Origin of the sequence: Ottowia cancrivicina (genome assembly GCF_029813755.1) — a bacterium.
Taxonomy (GTDB): Bacteria; Pseudomonadota; Gammaproteobacteria; order Burkholderiales; family Burkholderiaceae_C; genus Ottowia; species Ottowia massiliensis.
Genome location: NZ_JARVII010000006.1, coordinates 17,925 through 37,511, shown reverse-complemented (window position 1 = coordinate 37,511; position 19,587 = coordinate 17,925). Strand labels below are relative to the sequence as shown.

Sequence of the window (19,587 nt, the reverse complement as noted above, 5' to 3'; positions counted from 1 at the left end):
CGCGATTTCAATCCGCGCCACGAACCGTGTTTCCTATGCCGCATCACCTCACGCCCCGCACCGCTCTTTCCCTGATCGCCCTGGGGCTGCTTGCCGCAGGCTGCAACAGCCATGCGCCCATCGCGCCGCAGGCTCCTGCCGCCCTGGAAACCGTGGAAGAGCAAGCCGCCGCCGCGCCCAAGCCCGCCAGCGCGCCCGCCGCGCAGGCCGCCTCCAGCGATGAAGCCAGCGAGGAGCGCAAGCCCGTCATCATGCGCGGCACCGACGAAGTCGTCCGCCCGCCGAAGCACGCCGCCCGCGTTTCCGGCCCTGTGAGCGCCTTCAAGTTTGAAGATGCGCCCGTGGGCGAAGTCGTGCACGTCATGCTGCGCGACCTGCTCAAGGTGGATTACGTCATTCACCCCCCGCTCAACGGCCGCGTCACCCTCGTCACGCGCGGCGAAGTCAGCGCCGACAGGGCCATGAACCTGCTCGAAAGCGCCTTGCAGCTCAACGGCATCGTCATGGCGCGCGACTCCAGCGGCACCTACCACGTGGGCGCGCCTGCCGCCCTGAAAGACATCGTGGCCGCTCCCCGCATTGCCGACGACGGCCCCATGCCTCCCGGCTACGGCGCCATCATCATCCCGCTGCAATACCTGGGCGCGGGCGAAATGGCCAACATCCTGCGCGCCATGGTGCCGCCCGAAGCCATCGTGCGGGTGGACACGCTGCGCAACATCATCATCATGCGCGGCACCCGCACCGAAGCGGAAGGCTGGATGGATGTCGTCAAAACCTTTGACGTGAACCTGCTGCGCGGTATGTCGGTAGGCGTCTTCCCCCTGCAATACACCTCGCCTGCGGAGGTGCAAAACGCCTTGGCCGTGCTCTCCGGCGCTACAGGCGCGGCCAGCGCTGGCGCAGCCCTGCCTGCCGCCGCGCCAGCCGCCGGAAAAGCCGCCGCGCCAGCCGCAGCCGGGGCCGGAGCCAGCGCCCTGGGCGAAAGCAACCCGCTCTTTGGCGCGTTGCGCATCCTGCCGCTGGAAAGCATCAACGCCGTGCTTGTCATCACCCCCCGTGCCGCGTACCTGGACGAAGTCCAGCACTGGATCAGCAAGTTCGACCGCCCCAACGCGGGCAGCGCCGAACCGCAACTCTTTGTCTACAAGGTCAGAAACGGCTCCGCTGACCACCTGGCCGAACTGCTCAACGGCATCTACGGCGGCAGCGCCGCCACCGTGCAAGGCGCCACGGGCGCCACCGGCGTGGCCCCCGGCCTGGGCAGCGTCTCCGGCAGCAGCGCCCGCAGCACATTCGGCGGCGCATTCGGCAACACGTTCGGCAACGCGTCAGGCGGCAGCGCCGTGGGCGGCTCGCTGGGCGGCGGCGCGTCTGGCAGCTCCTTGGGCGGCAATGCTTTCAGCGGCAATGCCTTCGGCAATTCAGCCAGCACGCTTCGCAACGCCTCCGGCGCCGCAGGAAGCGCCTTCGGCAGCAACCGCATGAGCGGCCAGCAAGGCGGCGACCAGGGTGCCGCCAGCGTTACTGTCAATCTGGGGCCAGACGTGCGCGTCATGGCCGACCGCATCAACAACACTTTGCTCATCTACGCGCCGCCCGCTGAATTCACGCGCATTGAAACCACCCTCAAGCGGCTGGACATTCAGCGCGCGCAAGTTCTCATCGAAGCCAGCATCATCGAAGTCAGCTTGCGCGACGGCCTGCAATACGGCCTGCAATGGGCCTTCAAGAACAGCGGCGACTTCGGCACGGGCCGCACCGGCCTGGGCGTGCTCAACAACAACAGCAACTCAACCACCGTCGCAGGCGCAAGCCGTGGCGGCACGATCACCAACGCGGCCCAGGGTTTCAGCTACACGCTCACCAGCTCCATCGGCAACCTCACCGCCGTGCTCAACACTCTGGCTTCCAAATCGCTTCTGAAGGTCATCTCCAGCCCCTCGCTCATGGTGCTTGACAACCACACCGCCGCCATCACCGTGGGCGACCAGCAGCCTGTCAACACCGGCACCACCATCAGCAGCAGCGGCACCATCGCCACCACCAACAACATCCAGTACAAAGACACGGGCGTCATGCTCAACGTCACCCCGTCCGTCAATGCGGGTGACCTTGTTACGCTCGAAATCGACCAGACTGTCACCAACGTGGGCGAGCAAGACAAAATTACCGGTCAGCGCAGCTTCCTTCAGCGCCAGATTGCCTCCAAGGTCGCCGTGCGTTCGGGCGAAACCATCGTGCTCGGCGGCTTGATCAAAAGCAAGCACACCCAAGGTTCCGCTGGCCTGCCCGTGCTGTCATCCATCCCGCTGCTGGGCGGCCTGTTCGGCAACCAGTCCCGGGAAGACGAGCGCACCGAGCTGCTCGTCATCATCACCCCCCGCGTGCTGCGCTCCGACGAAGACGCCCGCGCCGTCAGCCGCGAACTGCGCGACCGCATGAAGGGCCTGTCTTTGCCGGGACACATAGCTAACCAGTAGAAGTTTTATTCCGCTTGCATTGATAAGGCATTTTTGGAGAGTCCATGAGAACAGTGTCATTTATGAAAACAGGATTTCTGATCATTGCTATGCTGCTGACAGCCTGTGCCAGCAACCCACAGCAAACACCAGAACAGCAGGTGGCGCAGCGCGCAGAGGCGCGTTGGAAGCACCTCATTGCCAAGGATTACCAGCAGGCGTGGGAATATCTGATGCCTTCTTATCGCAACCTTGTCTCCCCGCAGGACTACGGTAAACGCTTTGGCAGCGCCGGTGCGTGGACGAACGCAATCATCCATGAGGTCACTTGCGAGCCAAGCGTCTGCAAGGTCAAGGTGCGCATCACTACAAAGATGCGCGTGCCCCTGTTCGCAGCCAAGATTCCGGAAGTCAATACGTATGTGGATGAGCGCTGGGTGCGCGAAGATGGTCAGTGGTGGCTGTATGAGAAGCTGTGACGCATTCGTGCAGATCTTCGCTGTGGTGGTGTAGCAAAAAAATCACGCTGGACGGAAAACAATGCAAAGAAGCTTGATTTCAGTCCCAGCTCCTATGATAGGATTCGTAGTGCATTACCAAGATCGTCTCTTGGGTGTTGCAATCTTTCCTTTTTATGGAGTCATAGCTATGAAGAAAAGCCTCTTGGCCCTGAGTGCCGCCGCAACTCTCGCTGGTGGTCTGGGTTTTGTTTCCTCCGCGCACGCCATCATCGTTCAAGATGATGCTGTTGCTAGTGTTCCTGCTACAGTGATGGGTGGTGTTCAGTCGGGTGGCGTGGGTCACGTTCTGTTCACCCCTTATTTCAGCACCGTTAATGGCAATGTGACGCTGATTAGCCTGGTTAATACGGATACGACTAACGGTAAGGCCGTGAAAGTGCGCTTCCGTGGCGCCGCCAACTCTGACGATATTCTGGACTTTACTGTCCTGATGTCTCCTGGTGACGTGTGGACCGCTTCTATTGAGCCGAGCCTCACAGGCGTTTCCCGCATTCTGTCGCCTGACTCTACTTGTGTGCTGCCTCGTCAACTGGGCACTGATGGCGTGGATTTCCGTACCAGTCGCCTGGACCAGAAGCTGAGCGCTGATGCGCAGGCTCTGCATACGCGCGAAGGCTATGTTGAATACCTGAACATGGCCAACATCAAGCCAGGAACTGATCTGTTCAAAGCGATTAAGCATAAGGACGGTGTGGCGCCTTGCACGTCTTCTGAATTGTCTAAGCTGATGAATACGGATGTCGTGGCGTATTCGGATGCGGCTGATCATGGGCTGGAGCGCCCAACAGGGGGATTGTTTGGTAATTGGTCCATTTTCAACAACCTGAATATCACTTCTTATGGTGGTGGTCACGCTTCTGTCCGCGCTGTTGATGGCACGGGTGTCAACGCGGCCGCTCGTCTGTTCTTTGCTCCCCAAATGGGTGCTGATGCATCGGCTGCTGCTGCAGACAATACGGCTGACCCCTTGCTGGTGGGCGGCGAAGCTGGCGTAACCCGCAACACAGAGTTTGAGGGTGTTTCCTATGCGCCGGATGCTGCTGTGGCGGCTTTGGTTCCTCCGCTGTGGCTCGATTTGCCGGACCTTTCGACACCCTACACGCAGGCCGATACCAGCCCGCAAGCTCGCGCACATGATTTGTCTCAATCGCTGGCCGCCAAGACTATCATGAACGAGTTTGTGGCTACACCTTCTACGGCTTCTGTGCCGTTCGCAACAGACTGGGTGTTCTCGCAGCCAACGCGTCGTTACCAAACGGCAATGGCCTACTCCACTGGTGGCGCGAATCTGCCGGTGAATGCGGCTCTGCCAGCTACTAACAGGCATTACAAGGCTGGTACGGGTGGTAATCTTAGTGTGAGTGCCCGCACCGTGGGTACATTGGCCTTGGGCGACTTCCTGTGCGCTAAAGGTTCCTTCTCCGGTACCGACCGTGAAGAGTTCCAGGCAGTGACGTCGGGCGACTTCTCTCCGCTGGTGGTGGCTGGCAGTGCGCCGATTTGCGGTGAGGTCGCTACCCTGTCCTTCAATAGCGATACGTCCAAAGTCCTGAATGCTCAGCTGACCAATGCTCGCGTCAATGTCAAGAACGCTTCTGACTACGTGACTGCTGGTTGGGCATCTCTGGGTCTGAATACGCCTACGGGTAGCTCGGCTGTCTCTGGCGTGCCAGTGGTGGGCTATGCCGCTACTTCGTTCACCAACGGTCTGACGAACGGCAACTTTGGCGACGCGATTGCCCACCGTTACGGCTTCTAATGGTGAGGTTTGGCAATACGGGGATTCCCTGTATTGCCATTAAAAACAAAAGGCGGGGGTTTCTCCGCCTTTTGTTTTTAATGGCACAAGTGCGTAATCCTGCTTGCTTGCGCTAAATTAATGCTTGGGAAGTGAAAGATGCAGAAAACAGAAGCGTCGCAATTGGCGGTTTTCAAAGTTGCGGTACTGGCTTGTGCAGTAGCTGTTTGCGCCCTGGGTAACCCGGCGAATGCTCAGCAAGCCAATGTTGCACCGCCTGTTGCTGACAATGTGGTGGTGTTGCGTGGTCCAGCTGGAGAAATCAGCTTGGGCGACGTGCGGGCCTTGGCCAGTGTGGTGTTGCCTATCGAACAGCAGCAAGAGGTATTGGCTAGCGCCAGCGGTGTCCAGCAGTTGGCTCTGGCGGCCTACACGCAAAAAAACCTGGCAGCGCAAGCGAGGGCCGCAGGCTATGACCAGCAGGCAGCTGTTAAGCGTGTTGAACAACTGGCAGCCCAGCGGGCACTGAGTGATAGCTGGATGATTCATCAAGCCGACATCAAGGCGCCAGCACTGGATAAATTGGAACCTTATGCTCGAACAGTTTTTGAAAACGAAACGGCAAACCACGAAGCGCAGCCCAAAGTGCATGTGCGGCATTTGCTGATTCGTTCAGGCGCTGAAGCTGGAAGGACTGACGAGCAGGCTTTGGCATTGGCCAGCGAGCTGTTGGCAAGAGCCAAGGCGGGAGAAGATTTTTCGAGTTTGGCCAAGCAATATTCAGACGACCGAAAGAGCGCAGAGCAAGGCGGGGAGCTGGCTGCGTTTGCTAGAGGAAAAATGGTGCCTGAATTTGAGCAAGCTGCATTTGCCTTGAAAAAGCCTGGTGATTTGTCCGCACCGGTCAAGACGCACTTTGGCTACCACCTCATCGAATTACTTGAACGTGCAATTCCTGGAAAGCCTAAGTTTGAGGATGAACGTGATGCGCTGATCCAAAAACTGCTGCAGGAACGCAAGGAACAGATTCGCCGCACCATATGGCAACAAGCACAGGAAGGCATTGAGTTTGATGTTGCCGCCATAGAGTCGGCAGCAGCCAAGCCCTTCTCAGAAGCAACCAAGATGGAACTCGAGGCTGCACAGAAGATGCGCCAGCGCAAGTGAGTAGACGGTCAGAGTGCCAGGAAAAGCGGATCTTGTGCTTGCCGCCTTGCTATCTGATGCCCGCGCCCTGCTGCGCTTGCGCTGCCTGCTGGGGCAGCTGACGCTGCGCGAGCTGAAGGCGCGCTTTGCCGGTTCGGCGGGCGGGCTGCTGTGGGCCTGGGCGCAGCCCGCGCTGGGCATTGCGGCTTATTACCTGGTGTTTGACGTGGTGTTTGCCTTGCGCGCCGGGCAGGCCGAAGGCGGCGCGGCGGCGCCGAGGCTGGGTTCTTTTCTCATCGTGGGCATGCTGGCCTGGATGGCGTTCAGCGACGCCACGCAACGCGCCATGAACAGCCTGGTTGAAGCGGGCGGGCTGCTGCAGAAAAACCCCTTGCCGCCCGCGCTGTTTCCGGCCCGCGCCGTGCTGGCCAGCGCTCTGGTTTTCGCGCCTTTGCAGCTGGCGCTGGCGCTGGCCTACTGGCCCATGCATCACGGCGCGTGGGCCGTGGCGGCGCTGCTGCCGCTGGTGCTGGCGCAGGCGGCGCTGGCCTGGCTGCTGGGCTATTTGCTGGCTGTGCTCACGGCAGCGTTGCGCGATGTGGCGCAGGTGGCGGGTTTTCTGTTTTCCATTGGCGTGTTCGCTGCGCCTGTGCTGTTTCCCATGAGCATGTTTCCTGAGCGCTGGCGCGCGCTGCTGTGGCTCAATCCCATGACGGCCTGGGTGCTGTCCTATCAGGCCGTGCTGTTGCAGGGGCAATGGCCGCCTGCTCAGGCCTGGCTGGCTGTGCTGGTCTGGCTGGCTGTGCTGGCCTGGCTGCTGAATGCGGCCTTGCGCCGCGTGCGCGATCAACTGGTGGACTGGCTGTGAGCGGCTCAAGAATGAACGGCGGGGCTGGCGCGGCAGATGCCGTGGTGCTGCGCGCCTGCGGCCTTGGCAAGGAATACCGTTTGTACGATTCGCCGCGCCAGCGCCTGAAGGCGCTGCTGACCGGGCGGGCGCAGCACAGGAGCCACTGGGCCTTGCGCGATGTGTCATTCGAGCTGCGGCGCGGTCAGTGCATAGGCGTGATCGGCGACAACGGCGCGGGCAAAAGTTCGCTGCTCAAGCTGCTGGCGGGCACTTTGCAGCCCACGCAGGGCCGGATTGAGCGCCAGGGGCGCATCACGGCCATTCTGGAGCTAGGCGCGGGTTTTCACCCTGATTTCAGCGGGCGCGACAACCTGTATTTCGGCGGCAGCATGATTGGCATCAGCCACGAGGAAATGGCGCGGCTGGAGCCTGAAATCGTTGCTTTTGCAGGCCTGGGCGAAGCCATGTCGCGCCCCGTCAAGACTTATTCCTCCGGCATGGCGGTGCGGCTGGCTTTCGCGCTGGTCACGGCGGTGCAGCCGGATGTGCTCATCATCGACGAAGCGCTGGCCGTGGGCGACCAGCATTTCCAGAAGAAATGCGTGGAGCGCATCACGGCCTTCAAGAAAAACGGCTGCACCATTTTGTTTTGCTCGCACAGCCCCTACCACATCCGCACGCTGTGCGACGTGGCCTTGTGGCTGGATGGCGGGCAGGTGAAGGAATTCGGCCCGACCGAGCCAGTGCTGGGCGCTTACGAGATGCACACGCGCCTGCGCAATGCCCCGCCTGAAGAAGCAGAGGCAGCAAAAGCGCCCGCGAAGGCGGTTGAAGGCAACGCGGCTGATGCCCCCTCCGCTGGCAGCGCGCCGCCCGCGTCGCCCTACCCGCCGCCGCAGCCAGACGCATCGGCGCGCATCATCTCGGTGGACATTGCCAATTTGGGCGAGGGTGAGCCGCCCCTGCTGCAAGGGCGCGATCTTGTCGCCACCATCACCGTGCGCGGCCACGGCCAGGAGCGGCCCAACGTGGGTTTCATGATCGAGCAGTCGCGCGGCGTGGGCATTACCTCGCTGGCCACGCATGAGGAAGGCGCAGCCCCGCAGCCGCTGGGCGATGGCCTCTGGCGCAGCGTGCTCACCTTCCCCGACTTGCCCTTGCACAGCGGCGAATACGTGGTCAGCGCCTTTTTGTTTGACGCCAGCGGCCTGGTGGTGTACGAGCAGTGGTTCCAGTTTTTGCATTTCCGCTTCGTCACCCCTACGCTGATGCCCGGCCTGGTTCGCCTGCCGCACCGCTGGGAATGAGCGTTTTTCAAGTGCCTCTCAGAACCTGTTCAACGTCCGTCCGTGGGCGCAAAAAGCGCGAACGCGGGCGGTCTGCGGCGTTGCCAATCCTCGCCAGGCAGCAAGGGGGCATCAGGCCCGCCGGTGGTTGCCGTTCAGCCCAATCTGCGCTCTCTCACGGCCAGACGCTGAACAAGGTTTTGAAGCGCCTTTTGTGCGCCTTCGGGCGTCTTTCGCAAGGAACACAGCCATGACTTCATCTTCCCCCGCCGACTGGCTCGCCCAGGGCCAGGCCGCCTTGCAAACGGGCGACCGCGCCGCTGCCGCCCAAGCGCTGGTGCAGGCGCGCAAGCATGAGGCCACGCGGCTGGCCGCGCACAACCTGATCGAACGCCACGGCCTGCCGGGCGCGTTTGCCGAATGGATGGGCGTGAACTGCGAGATTTCGCCGCAAGACGACATCTACCGCTTCTTTGACGGCCACCCCACCTCCATCAACCCGCTGCGCGACTACCTGGCCGATGGCTGGCGCACGCTCTCGGAGCTGATGCTGCTGCTCGAAAGCGTGGACCGGCCCCTGCTGCGCGTGGCGAGCTTTCTGGAATTTGCCAGCGGCCACGGGCGCTTCACGCGGCATCTGGCCCGGGCGCTGGGCGCGGGCAAAGTCACCGTGTCCGACGTGGTGCCCGACGCCGTGCAATTCGCGCGCGATGTGCTGGGCGTGCAAGGCTTTGTCTCCACGCGCGAGCCGCAAGCGCTGGCCTGGCGCGGGCGGCACGAAGTGGTGTTCGCGCTCTCGCTATTCAGCCACTTGCCGCGCGCCAGCTGGGGGCCTTGGCTGACGAAGCTGGGCGAGCTGGTCGCGCCCGGCGGCCTGCTCATCCTCACCACCCACGGCGCGGAAGCGGCGCGCCGCCAGCAGGTCGCGCTGGATGCCGAAGGCTTTTTCTTCGCGCCCTCCAGCGAATCCACCGCAATTGACGCGCAAGACTACGGCACCACCTTCACCAGCGAAGGTTTCGTGCGCGCCCGCGTGGCCGAGTGCCTGCCCGGCATGGCGCTGCTGCGCTTTGCGCCCACGTGGTTCTGGCATTACCAGGACGCCGTGGTCATTCACAAGCCGGCCTGAAAGCCTGTTCCAAGCCCGTCATGGCCCGCAGACACAGGCCAGGCGGCATCAGAAACAGGAGCGAATTTAAGGGGGTAAAAATGCCGCTTCGCGCAGTCTCCACTAGGACATCATGCTATCGTTAAAAGAGCGAAATTGCGCCCTCCTGCTCTTTGCCTTCGCTTTGCCCTTCGTTCATGCCGTGCCGCGATGACTTTCGCCGTGGCTTTTCTTCTTGCTCCTTGATGACCGATTCCGCTCAAGCTGCCGCCGCCCGCCCGCGCTGGCCCGCCCGCTTTTGCCAGTGGCTCAAACGCGGGTGGCGGCGGCGTCTGGTGTCGCTGGCCGTCTTCGCCGCCGCGCTGCTGGCCGTGGGCGCGTGGCAAACGCGGCATGTGCCTGACGGCATGGCGCCCGCGCTGGCGGGCACGCTGCCCGACGGGCGCGCGCTCACGCTGGCGCAGTGGCGCGCCGCCCATCCGGGGCGGGCCGTGGCGGTGCACTTCTGGGCCGAGTGGTGCTCCATTTGCCGGCTGGAACAGGGCCACGTATCCAGCCTGATGCAAAACTGGCCCGTGCTGACGGTGGCCACCCGCTCCGGCGACGGGCAAGCCGTGGCCCGCACGCTGGCGCGCCGTGGCCTGGGCGGCTGGCCAACCATCGTGGACGAAGATGGCGCCATTGCCCGCGCCTGGGGCATCAGCGGCGTGCCCGCGTTCATCGTCATTGACCCGGAGGGCCAAATACGCGCGGCCAGCATGGGCTACACGCCCACGCTTACCATGCGCCTGCGGCTGTGGTGGGCGCAGCGTTTCTGAACGCCCGGGGCCGAGAGCCTGTTCAAAGTCTGCCCATCCCAATTCGCCTTCTGCCTCCCACGGCCAGATTGCGGTCTGGCTCTGATACAGCCTTGTGGCGAAGCCGCTGGGCTGCACGCCTGGGCAAATCAAACCAAAAACAGGAGCGAATCTGAAGGGATTCAGATGCCGCGCCGCGCAATATCCACCAGGACCTATCGCTATGGATTAAGGAGCGAGAAAAGGCCCGGTCAGCGGCGCGGGGCGATGGCGCCGCGCACGCGGCCTTTGAGTTGCGCGATGCCGCTGGCGCGGTCGTATTCAAAGGCGTCGCCCGTGAAGCGGTCAGGCCCGCGCGTGATTTGCACAGGCTCATGCGAGATGACGCGCTCGTCGTTGATGAAGGCCAGCAGGCGTTCGCCTTCAAAGACGATGGCGGGCGCACCCTGGCTGGCGGGCGCGGCCTGGCGTTCCACGCGGGCGTGGCCGATGAGTTCGACTTCGCTGCCGTCGTCTTTGGCGGTGGCGCTTTCGGCGGTGGCGGTGGCGAGTTCGCCGCCCTCTCCCCAGGCTTGCAGGCGGGGGGTGCGCACGTGCAGGGTTTGCGTGGCGGGGTAGTGCCGGCCTTGCGCGCCGGTGATGCGGGTGCGCAGCTGCCCGTCGGGCGCGAAGGTTTGCACGGTGAAGTCGCGCATGAAGTAGTCCGGCTCGTCAGCGGGCGCTTGCTGCGCGGCGGGCGGCACGATTTGCGGGGCGCTGCGCACCAGCCACCAGGTGCCCAGGGCGAACACGCCCATCATGAGGGCGGGCAGCCAGGCGAAGAAGTGGTCTCGGCTGCGGCGCAGCAGGCGGGCGCGGTTGATCATGCGGGGCGGCCGCTTTCAGCTTCGGTTCCGCTTGCGGCTGCGCTGATGCTTTCCGCGCCGCCTGCATCCAGCTGGGCTTGCAGCAGGCGGCGGTAGTGGCCGCTGGCCGTGAGCAGCAAATCGCAAAACTCGCGGGCCGCGCCTGCGCCGCCCGCCGCGCGGGTGACGTAGTGCGCGCGCGCCAGCACTTCGGGGTGGGCGCCCGGCGGGGCGCAAGCGAAGGCGGCGCGCGTCAGCAGGGGCAAATCGGGCCAGTCGTCGCCGATCACGGCGGCTTCGCGCCAGCCGCAGCCCATTTCGGCCAGCAGGGCCTGGGCGGCGGGCAGCTTGTTTTCTGCGCCCAGGCGCTGGCGCGTCAGGCCCAGGCTGGCCAGGCGCGCGCGCAGCGCGGGCGAGTCGCGGCCTGAAATGACCACGGGCGCGATGCCCGCCTGTTGCAGCAGGCGGATGCCGTGCCCGTCCAGCGAGTGAAAGCGCTTGAGCGGCTCGCCGCCGGCGTCCAGATACAGGCCGCCGTCGGTGAGCACGCCGTCCACGTCAAAAATGGCCACGCGCATGCCTTGCGCGGGCAGCAGGGTTTCGGCAGGCCAGGTCAGAAAGGCGGTGGCGTTCATGCGGGCTTTCAGTGCGGGTTCAGATGACTTTGGCGCGCATCAGGTCGTGGCTGCTGACCACGCCTTGCAGCCGGCCTTCGTCGCCCTGCACCAGCAGCACGCTGATGCGGTGGCGCTCCATGAGCTTGGCCGCTTCGGCGGCCAGGGCGGCGGGGGCGATGTGGCGCGGGCTGGCGTGCATCACGTCGCGCGCGGTCAAGGGGCGCAAGTCGCGCCCGGTTTCGATCAGGCGGCGCAAATCGCCGTCGGTGAAGATGCCGATGGCGCGGCCTTGCGTGTCGGCAATGGCGGCCGCGCCCAGGCCCTTGGCGCTGATTTCGCGCATCAGCTCGCTGAAAGAGGCTTCGGGCGGCACGCACGGCACTTCGCTGCCTTGGCGCATCACGTCCGCCACGCGCGTGAGCAGCTTGCGGCCCAGCGCGCCGCCGGGGTGCGAGCGGGCGAAGTCTTCGGCCTTGAAGCCGCGCGCATCCAGCAGCGCCACGGCCAGCGCGTCGCCCAGCGCCAGCTGGGCCGTGGTGCTGGCGGTGGGGGCCAGGTTGAGCGGGCAGGCTTCCCGGGCCACGCCGCTGTCGAGCAGCACATCGGCGCAGCCGGCCAGCGTGGAATGCGGCTGGCCCGTCATGGCCACCAGCGGCGCGCCCATGCGCTTGATGAGCGGCAAGATGGCGTTCAGCTCGGCGCTTTCGCCGCTGTTGGAAATGGCCAGCGCCACGTCTTGCGGCTGAATCATCCCCAGATCGCCGTGGCTGGCCTCGGCCGGGTGCACGAACAGCGCGGGCGTGCCGGTGGAAGCGAGCGTGGCGGCCACCTTGCGCCCCACGTGCCCGCTTTTGCCCATGCCCATGACCACCACGCGCCCCTGGCAGGCCAGCATCAGCTCCACGGCGCGCGCAAAGCCTTGCGGTGTCAGGCGGTTTTTGAGGCCGAGAATGGCCGCCGATTCAATGTCCAGCGTCTCGCGCGCCAGCCGCAGCGCTTGTTCGGGAGAAAAATGCATGGGCGCAGATTCTAGGCAGCGGCGCTGCAAGAGCCGCCCGCCAGAGCGCCGCAAAGCGATGCGCGCGGGCAGGAAAAGAGCGGCATGTTTTTGCTCCTCTATTCATAGCATGGGGTCCTAGTGGAAATTGCGCGAAACGGCATTTCAGCCTGCCTGAATTTGCTCCTGTTTCCTTGAACTCTCCGCCCGCTGCGCCAGCCAGACGAGCGCCAGCACCGGCAGCCCCAGCAGGGCGGTGGCGGTGAAGAAGTTCGCGTAGCCAAAGGCATTGACGTAGTGCCCCGAAAAACCCGCCAGCAGCTTCGGCCCCAGCAGCATGAGCGAGGAAAACAGCGCGTACTGCGTGGCCGAGTAGCCCAGGCTGGTCAGGCTGCTCAGGTAGCCCACGAAGGCGGCCGAGGCCAGGCCCGAGGCCAGGTTGTCCGCCGACACCACCGCCGCCAGCGCCGCCACGCTGTGGCCGTAGCCTGCCAGCCAGGCGAAAAGCAGATTGCTCAGCGACGACAGCAGCGCCCCCAGCATGAGGATGCGCATCACGCCAAAGCGCAGCGCCAGGCCGCCGCCCACGAAAGCGCCCAGCAGCGTCATCACCAGCCCCCAGGTCTTGCTGACGGCGGCCACTTCATCCTTGGTGTAGGCCATGTCCACGTAAAAAGGATTGGCCATGATGCCCATCACCGTGTCGCTGATGCGGTAAGTGCCGATGAGCGCCAGCAGCAGCAGCGCCTGCCGGCCGTGGCGGCCAAAGAAATCGGCGAACGGGGCCACAAAGCTCGCCTGCCCCCAGGCCAGCGCCAGCGCCGCGCGGCTGCGCGCGGCGGGCCGCCAGCGCGGGCCGCGCCCCTTCGCGCCCGCCCAGGTGAGGGCCGCCGCCAGAGCCGCCACGGCCATTTGCGGCCAGACAGAGGCCCGGGCGGCCCAGGCCGTCCCCGTCAAGGGCAGCAGCGCCGCTGCCTGCGCCTGCCCCCAGCCTTGCACAGCCGCCACCCAGCCCGCGCCTGTGGCCGCGCCCGCCAGGCTGGCCAGCAGCAGCGCCCACAGCGAAGCCGCCGCCAGCGCCGCCAGCGGCACGCCTCGCGCGGCCACACGGCGCACGGCGCGCAGCCACTGGGCGCGATCGGCCATGCCGCGCTGCGTGGTGGCCGCCGGCTCGGGCGCGAGCAGCAGCGTGCCCACGCCCACCAGCATGGAGGCGGCCATGACCAGATAGGCGCGGCGCCAGCCCGCGTTGTCATACCCGCTGGCGGAGGCGTTGGCAGAGGCGCTGGCGGAAGCGAGCGCGGACGTGTCTTGCGCCGCGCCCGCCAGCCACAGCGCGCCGGCGCCCGCCCAGATCATGGCCAAGCGGTAGCCTGTCTGGTAGCTGGCGGCCAGCAGCGGCTGCTGCTGCGCCGGGGCCGATTCGATGCGCCAGGCATCCAGCGCAATGTCTTGCGTGGCCGAAGCACAAGCCACCGCCAGCGCGCACCAGGCCACCATGTGCAGGCCGTTTTGCGGATGGGCCAGCGCCATGCCTGCCAGCCCCGCCATCACGCCCAGCTGCCCCAGCAGCAGCCAGCCGCGCCGCTGCCCCAGACGGCGCGTGAGCAGCGGCACGGGCAGGCGGTCCACCAGCGGCGCCCACACCCATTTGAAGCCGTAGGCCAGCCCCACCCAGCTCAGATAGCTGATGGTGGCCCGGTCCACTCCCGCCTCGCGCAGGCGGAACGAGAGCGTGCCCATCACCAGCAGCAGCGGCAGCCCGGCCGCAAAGCCCAGCGCCAGCATGCGCAGGCTCATGGGCTGCATCATGGTGCGCAAACGGGCGCGCAGGCGGCTGGCCCATGATCGGGGGAACAAGAAAGGCGGGAAGGCGGGCATCAGGGCAGGCCGCAAACGCGGGAGAGGCCGTAGAAAGGGCGTGGAGAAAAAGTGGCGGGCAATTATCCGGAGCCATGCTGGCATGCCGCCGCGCCGCGCTGGCCCTGGCAAACATGCCGCCTGAAAGCCTGTGTCAAGCCTGCCTGCGGGTGCCTGCGAGTGCGAAAGGCGCGGCTTTGGACGCTCTTGGGCCTTGCAGTCCACCCCGATCCGCTCTTTCGTTCCTCTCGGCCAGACTCTGTGCAGGTTCAGAAAAGATGCGAAAAGCAGCGCGCAGAAAACCTGAAGGCCGGAAAGCGCGCGGGATGGCGCTTTTTCTGCGGCGCGGTTTGAGGCTCGCCTTTGCCTGCCTTGCGGGGCCTGCCGCCGCAGGGCGCGCCTACAATTTGCAGTTTTGTTACGACACCTGCAAAAAGGACACTCCCATGAGCACACCCGTCCCTTCCCTGGACGACCACGACGGCAAGATCTGGCTGGACGGCCAGCTGGTGGACTGGCGTGAAGCCAAGGTCCACGTGCTCACCCACACCCTGCACTATGGCTGTGGCGTGTTTGAAGGCGTGCGCGCCTATGAAACCGCCAGCGGCACGGCCATCTTCCGCCTGCCGGAGCACACCCGCCGGCTGTTCAACAGCGCCAAGGTGCTGCGCATACAAATGCCTTTCACCGAGGAGCAGGTCAATGAGGCGCAAAAGCAGGTCATCCGCGCCAATGGCCTGAAAAGCGGCTACATCCGCCCGCTGGTGTGGCTGGGTTCCGAAAAACTGGGCGTCAGCCCCAGGGGCAACAAGGTGCATGTGATGGTGGCGGCCTGGCCCTGGGGCGCCTACCTGGGCGCTGATGGCCTGGCGCGCGGCATCCGCGTCAAGACCAGCAGCTACGCGCGCCACCATGTGAACATCACCATGACGCAGGCCAAGGCGGTGAGCAACTACACCAATTCCATCCTCGCCAACATGGAGGCCACAGACGATGGCTATGACGAAGCGTTGCTGCTGGACACGGCGGGCTTCGTGAGCGAAGGCTCGGGCGAGAACGTCTTCATCGTCAAGGATGGCGTGATTTACACGCCCGATTTGTCTGCCGGGGCGCTTAACGGCATCACGCGCAACACGGTGTTCCATATCGCCAAAGACCTGGGGCTGGAAGTAGTGCAAAAGCGCATCACGCGCGATGAGGTGTATATCGCCGACGAAGCCTTTTTCACGGGCACGGCGGCGGAAGTCACGCCCATCCGCGAGCTGGACCGCGTGACGCTGGGCGCAGGCCAGCGCGGGCCGGTGACGGAAAAAATCCAGAGCGCCTTCTTCGACATCGTGGGCGGCAAAAACGCCCGTTACGCCCACTGGCTGAGCGCCGTCTGACCCCCTTGCCGGAGCGCCCAAGCCATGAGCCAGATCGCCACGCCCGAAGTCGTCGAGCTGTCCGTTGCCGACCTCAGCCACGAAGGCAGCACCTGCTGCCCCAACCCCAAGGCCAACATGCAGCTGTGGAACATGCACCCGCGCGTGTACCTGGACCTCTCGCACCAGCGCGAGGCGCACTGCGCTTATTGCGGGCGCATCTACCGCCTCAAGGAGGGAGAGGTTTTCAAAAGCGGGCACTGAAAGCTCCCGGCATGCGGCATCGCGCCTCAGAAATAGGAGCAAATTCAGGCTATAAAAAACGGCTCTTGCGCACATTTGGCGGGGACTTCCAGCTATGAATCAAGGAGCAAAAATCCCCTGCCATGGCGCGGTTTCTGCGGCCCGGTTTCCGGGCCGTTTTCAAAAGCGCCCCAACCTCATCCGCCCGTCACCCCGCCGCCGCAGCGCCCCTGCGGCGGCATTTTTGTGAAATCAATTGCAAGCAAGCCAGGCTCCTGCCCCCGCACCTGCCGACGCAGACGCCGCCGCGCTTTCTGCCGCGCTGGCGCAAGTCACCATCGTCATGGTCAGCTACAACAGCGCGCACTGCTTTGCGCGGCAGGGCGCGCTGCTGCGTGCGTGCCCGCATGTCATCGTGGTGGACAACGGCAGCGACGACGGCTCGGCGCAGCAAGTCAGCCGCCACCTGCCGCAGGCGCGCGTGCTGGCGCTGCCGCGCAACCTGGGCTTTGGCGCGGCCAACAACCGGGGGCTGGCGCAGGTGGCCACGCCCTTTGCCTTGCTGCTCAATCCCGACTGCGACATGCAGCCGCAGGCCATTGCCGACCTGCTGGAAGCCGCCCGCCGCTGGCCGGACGCCGCCATCGTCGCCCCCCAGCTGGTGGAAGCGGGCGGCGGCGCGGAGGTGAACTACCGCTTCGCCCTGACCGACTGGCCTGCCAGGGGCGCGGGCGCCGTGGGCGAGTGCTGCGTGGGCTTTGTTTGCGGCGCGGCCATGCTCTGGCGCATGGAGCGTTTTACCGACGTGGGCTGGTTTGACGAGCGCTTTTTTCTCTACTACGAAGACGATGACCTGTGCCTGCGCCTGAAGCAGGCCCGGCGGCCCATGATCATTGCGCCGCAGGTGCGGGCGCGCCACCGCTCGCGCGGCTCGGTGCGGGGCCAGCGCCCCTGGCGGGCCGAATATCTGCGCGGTTACCACCACGCACAGTCGAAACTCATTTTTTCGGGCCGCCACATGGGGCAGGCACAAGCTCTGCGCCTGCGCTGGCGGCTGCTGCTGGGCACGGCCCTTTCGCTGCCAGTGCGCCTGCTGCTGCCCAAGCCGGGCCTGGTGGCCCGCATGTGGGGCCGCCTGCGCGGCGCCTGGGACTGGCGCTGGCAGCGCGGCCTGCTGTCGCTTGCTGCTCCGGCGCAGCCTTCCAACCACGATCACGAATCCGACATGCCACAAGCCCTCACGCTGCATCGCAACCTGGCGCCAGACCAGGCATTTGTTCCGCAGGCGGGTCACGTTCCCGATCGTGCAGCCTCCGCCTTTGACGCGCCGCGCTGGAGCGAGCCGCCGCTGGGCAAGGGCACGCTGTGCATTGCCGTGCTCACGCTCAATGAAGAGCGCCATATCGAAAACTGCCTGCGCAGCGCCGCCTTTGCCGACCAGGTGGTGGTGGTGGACAGCGGCTCTACCGACCAGACTTGCGCCATTGCCGAGCGCATGGGCGCGCAAATCGTGCACCGGCCCGACTGGCGCGGCTTTGGCCCCCAGCGCAACCACCAGATTGCCGCCTGCCAGGCCGAATACATCTTCTTTCTGGATGCCGACGAAGAAATCGGCCCCGATCTGCGCGCTGAAATCCAGGCCGTGGCCGCCAGCGGCGACGACGCCATTTGGGAAGTGCTGTGGGAGCAGGTGGCCTATGGGCGGCCGCTGACGCTGATGAAATCCACCGGCGGCGTGGTGCGCCTGTTCAAAACTGCCTCGCTGCTGCGCTATGAAGGCGCGGTGCACGAGCATGCCGTCACGCGCGCCGGCCTGCCGCACCGCCTGCTCAAGGCCAAGCTGCTGCACCACTCGCGCGAAACCGTGCGCGGCAGCCTGGAAAAGCTCACGCAATACGCCATGCTGGGCGCGGCCAAGCGCGCGCGCCAGGGCAAAAAGGGCGGCGTGCTGCGCGGGCTGGGATCGGCCTTGTCCATTTTCTTGCGCCTTTACGTGCTGCGGCGCGGCTTTCTGTGCGGCGGCGAAGGCTTTCTCTTTTGCTACATCGTGGCGCAGGAGTCGTTCTTCCGCTATGCCGCGCTCAAATACGATGCCGCGCACCTGACCGAGTGCGTGCGCCGCTGATGCCGCCTCTGCGCCGCGCCCTGGAAAAAAGCATTCCCGCCGGCATCCGGCTGGGCGCTTTCATGGTGCCGGGGCTGGCTTTGTGGCTGCCTTCGGGCTATTCGTGGGGCGCGGCATGGCTGCTGCTGCTGGCCTTGCTCACTTGGCCGCAGTGGCGGCGCGCCCGCGTGGCGGCCAGCACCTGGGCGCTGGCGGCGGCCATGTGCGGCATGGCCTGCTACTTTCTGGCTGAAACCGGTCTGCAAGACGGCGCGGCGCTGGACCGCCCGGCCAAATACATCGCCGCGCTGCCGTGCCTGTTCATGCTGGCCTGGCGCGGCCCCAGCGTGGCGGCGCTGTGGAACGGCATGGCCGCCGGGGCCTGGGGCGCGGGCGGCATTGCCCTGTGGCAAACCTTTGTTCAGCGCCTGCCCCGTGCCACAGGCTACACCAACGCCATCCAGTATGGCGACCTCAGCCTGCTGCTGGGCCTGTTGTGTCTGCTGGGCCTGGCCGCGCTTTGGCAGACGTGGCCGCGCTGGCAGCGCGCCGCGCTGGCAGGCGGCGCTTTCATGGGGCTGCTGGCCTCGCTGCTGTCGCAAACGCGCGGCGGCTGGCTGGCGCTGGCGCTGCTGTTGCCCGTGCTGGCCGCGCTGATGGCGCGCCACCTGCCCGCGCGCGCCCTCAAGGCCAGCGCCGCCGCCTTGCTCGCGGGGCTGGCCGCCCTCGCGCTCACCCTGCAAACGCCTTTGCTGGAGCGTATGGAAACCGCTGCGCAGGAAACGCAGCAATTCATGGAAACCGAGCAGGCCGATACCTCCGTGGGCCATCGCTTTGCGCACTGGCAAATGGCCTGGCGCATGGGTCTGCAAAAACCTCTGTGGGGCTGGGGCCGCGCGGGTTATGAACGGGAAAAGCAGGCCCTCGTCGAACGTGGTCAGGCACCGCCCTCGGTGCTGCGCTTCAGCCATGCCCACAACGAAGTGCTGGATGCTTTCGTGCGCCGGGGGTTGGCGGGCGCGCTCGCCGTGCTGGCTTTCTACGCCGTGCCGCTGGCCGTGTTCTGGCCCACCCGCGAGCGGCAGCAGGCCGCTCCTGCCGCCGCTCGCCGCCGCGCCTTTACCCTGCGGCTGGCGGGCGTTGCCCTCGTCATGGCTTACATGGGCTTTGGCCTGACACAGGTCTTTTTTTCGCATAACAGCGGCAATCTGTTCTATCTGTTCATGCTGGCCTTGCTGCACGGTGCGTTGCTGGAGCTGGCGCGGACATCCAATCAGGCGCAGTCCAATGGTTGCCAGTGGCGCATGCAGCGCGCTTTGCCTGCTTGAGTCAGCCGCGCTGGCTGGATAGGGGCGCCCCAGCTTTGACAGAGAGGCATGTACCAAGCGCGCCTGCTCAAGGCGCTGGTTTGAGCCTCAAGGCAGACGGCCTCTTGATGAAATCAGCGCCGCAAATCGCTTTTTAGAGGCCAGAACGATCTGCCTGATGTCATGAGGCTATTCGGAATACGCGCGTATTGAAACGGCAGGCTCCGTGCTAGACTTGCGTAAATGCAATTTATTTGCATTAAATGTCTTCTCTTCCTGATGGAGCCTGCGGCATGACTTCCACTCTTTTCGCTCTGACTGGCGGCCTGGCGTTTGTGCTGG

Annotated in this window: 16 protein-coding genes; 12 read left to right on the top strand and 4 right to left on the bottom strand. The window is 65.1% G+C overall.

Annotated features, from left to right (window positions below; all coding sequences use genetic code 11):
• Positions 1-35 precede the first annotated feature (35 nt).
• The 8 genes from gspD to QB898_RS04390 all read left to right on the top strand — a co-directional run bounded on the left by gspD (position 36) and on the right by QB898_RS04390 (position 9,929).
• A complete protein-coding gene (gspD, locus tag QB898_RS04425) occupies positions 36-2,483 on the top strand; it encodes a type II secretion system secretin GspD (protein WP_279523958.1) in 2,448 nt (815 codons plus the stop codon).
• Positions 2,484-2,527: 44 nt separating this feature from the next.
• Positions 2,528-2,941, top strand: a complete 414-nt coding sequence (locus QB898_RS04420) for a hypothetical protein (protein ID WP_156304030.1) — start codon at positions 2,528-2,530, stop codon at positions 2,939-2,941.
• Positions 2,942-3,110: 169 nt separating this feature from the next.
• Positions 3,111-4,742, top strand: a complete 1,632-nt coding sequence (locus QB898_RS04415; RefSeq protein WP_279523957.1) for a hypothetical protein — start codon at positions 3,111-3,113, stop codon at positions 4,740-4,742.
• Between the two features lie 138 nt (positions 4,743-4,880).
• Positions 4,881-5,888, top strand: coding sequence for a peptidylprolyl isomerase (locus tag QB898_RS04410; RefSeq protein ID WP_279523956.1), 1,008 nt, complete (start codon positions 4,881-4,883; stop codon positions 5,886-5,888).
• 46 nt (positions 5,889-5,934) lie between these two features.
• Positions 5,935-6,735 (top strand): ABC transporter permease, encoded by an 801-nt coding sequence (locus QB898_RS04405; RefSeq protein WP_279523955.1) that lies wholly within the window; start codon positions 5,935-5,937, stop codon positions 6,733-6,735.
• Between the two features lie 11 nt (positions 6,736-6,746).
• A complete protein-coding gene (locus QB898_RS04400) occupies positions 6,747-8,024 on the top strand; it encodes an ABC transporter ATP-binding protein (RefSeq protein WP_279523954.1) in 1,278 nt (425 codons plus the stop codon).
• A 229-nt stretch (positions 8,025-8,253) separates the two neighbouring features.
• The gene (locus QB898_RS04395; RefSeq protein WP_279523953.1) at positions 8,254-9,132 is read left to right on the top strand and encodes a class I SAM-dependent methyltransferase; all 879 of its coding nucleotides are present in this window, start codon (positions 8,254-8,256) and stop codon (positions 9,130-9,132) included.
• A gap of 224 nt (positions 9,133-9,356) precedes the next feature.
• Positions 9,357-9,929 carry a redoxin domain-containing protein gene (locus tag QB898_RS04390; protein WP_279523952.1) on the top strand — a complete coding sequence of 191 codons (573 nt, stop codon included), beginning with the start codon at positions 9,357-9,359 and terminating at the stop codon, positions 9,927-9,929.
• Positions 9,930-10,159: 230 nt separating this feature from the next.
• Here QB898_RS04390 and lptC read toward each other — a convergent pair whose 3' ends face one another.
• The 4 genes from lptC to QB898_RS04370 all read right to left on the bottom strand — a co-directional run bounded on the left by lptC (position 10,160) and on the right by QB898_RS04370 (position 14,248).
• Entirely contained in the window at positions 10,160-10,774 is a 615-nt protein-coding gene (gene lptC / locus QB898_RS04385) for an LPS export ABC transporter periplasmic protein LptC (RefSeq protein WP_279523951.1), read from the bottom strand.
• Positions 10,771-11,388: a KdsC family phosphatase gene (locus tag QB898_RS04380; protein WP_279523950.1), complete on the bottom strand. Its 618-nt coding sequence runs from the start codon at positions 11,386-11,388 to the stop codon at positions 10,771-10,773. Before QB898_RS04380 ends, lptC begins: the two co-directional genes overlap by 4 nt.
• 19 nt (positions 11,389-11,407) lie before the next feature.
• The gene (locus tag QB898_RS04375) at positions 11,408-12,388 is read right to left on the bottom strand and encodes a KpsF/GutQ family sugar-phosphate isomerase (protein WP_279523949.1); all 981 of its coding nucleotides are present in this window, start codon (positions 12,386-12,388) and stop codon (positions 11,408-11,410) included.
• Between the two features lie 144 nt (positions 12,389-12,532).
• Positions 12,533-14,248: an AmpG family muropeptide MFS transporter gene (locus QB898_RS04370; RefSeq protein ID WP_428982726.1), complete on the bottom strand. Its 1,716-nt coding sequence runs from the start codon at positions 14,246-14,248 to the stop codon at positions 12,533-12,535.
• 425 nt (positions 14,249-14,673) lie between these two features.
• Between QB898_RS04370 and QB898_RS04365 the strand changes: the two genes are divergently transcribed.
• The 4 genes from QB898_RS04365 to QB898_RS04345 all read left to right on the top strand — a co-directional run bounded on the left by QB898_RS04365 (position 14,674) and on the right by QB898_RS04345 (position 19,266).
• Complete coding sequence (locus tag QB898_RS04365; protein WP_102284553.1) at positions 14,674-15,612, top strand: branched-chain amino acid transaminase; 939 nt, start codon at positions 14,674-14,676, stop codon at positions 15,610-15,612.
• Positions 15,613-15,636: 24 nt separating this feature from the next.
• Positions 15,637-15,855: a zinc-finger domain-containing protein gene (locus QB898_RS04360; RefSeq protein ID WP_050715012.1), complete on the top strand. Its 219-nt coding sequence runs from the start codon at positions 15,637-15,639 to the stop codon at positions 15,853-15,855.
• A 235-nt stretch (positions 15,856-16,090) separates the two neighbouring features.
• Positions 16,091-17,959, top strand: a complete 1,869-nt coding sequence (locus QB898_RS13325) for a glycosyltransferase (RefSeq protein WP_346429798.1) — start codon at positions 16,091-16,093, stop codon at positions 17,957-17,959.
• A complete protein-coding gene (locus tag QB898_RS04345) occupies positions 17,959-19,266 on the top strand; it encodes an O-antigen ligase family protein (protein WP_279523948.1) in 1,308 nt (435 codons plus the stop codon). Before QB898_RS13325 ends, QB898_RS04345 begins: the two co-directional genes overlap by 1 nt.
• Positions 19,267-19,587 lie beyond the last annotated feature (321 nt).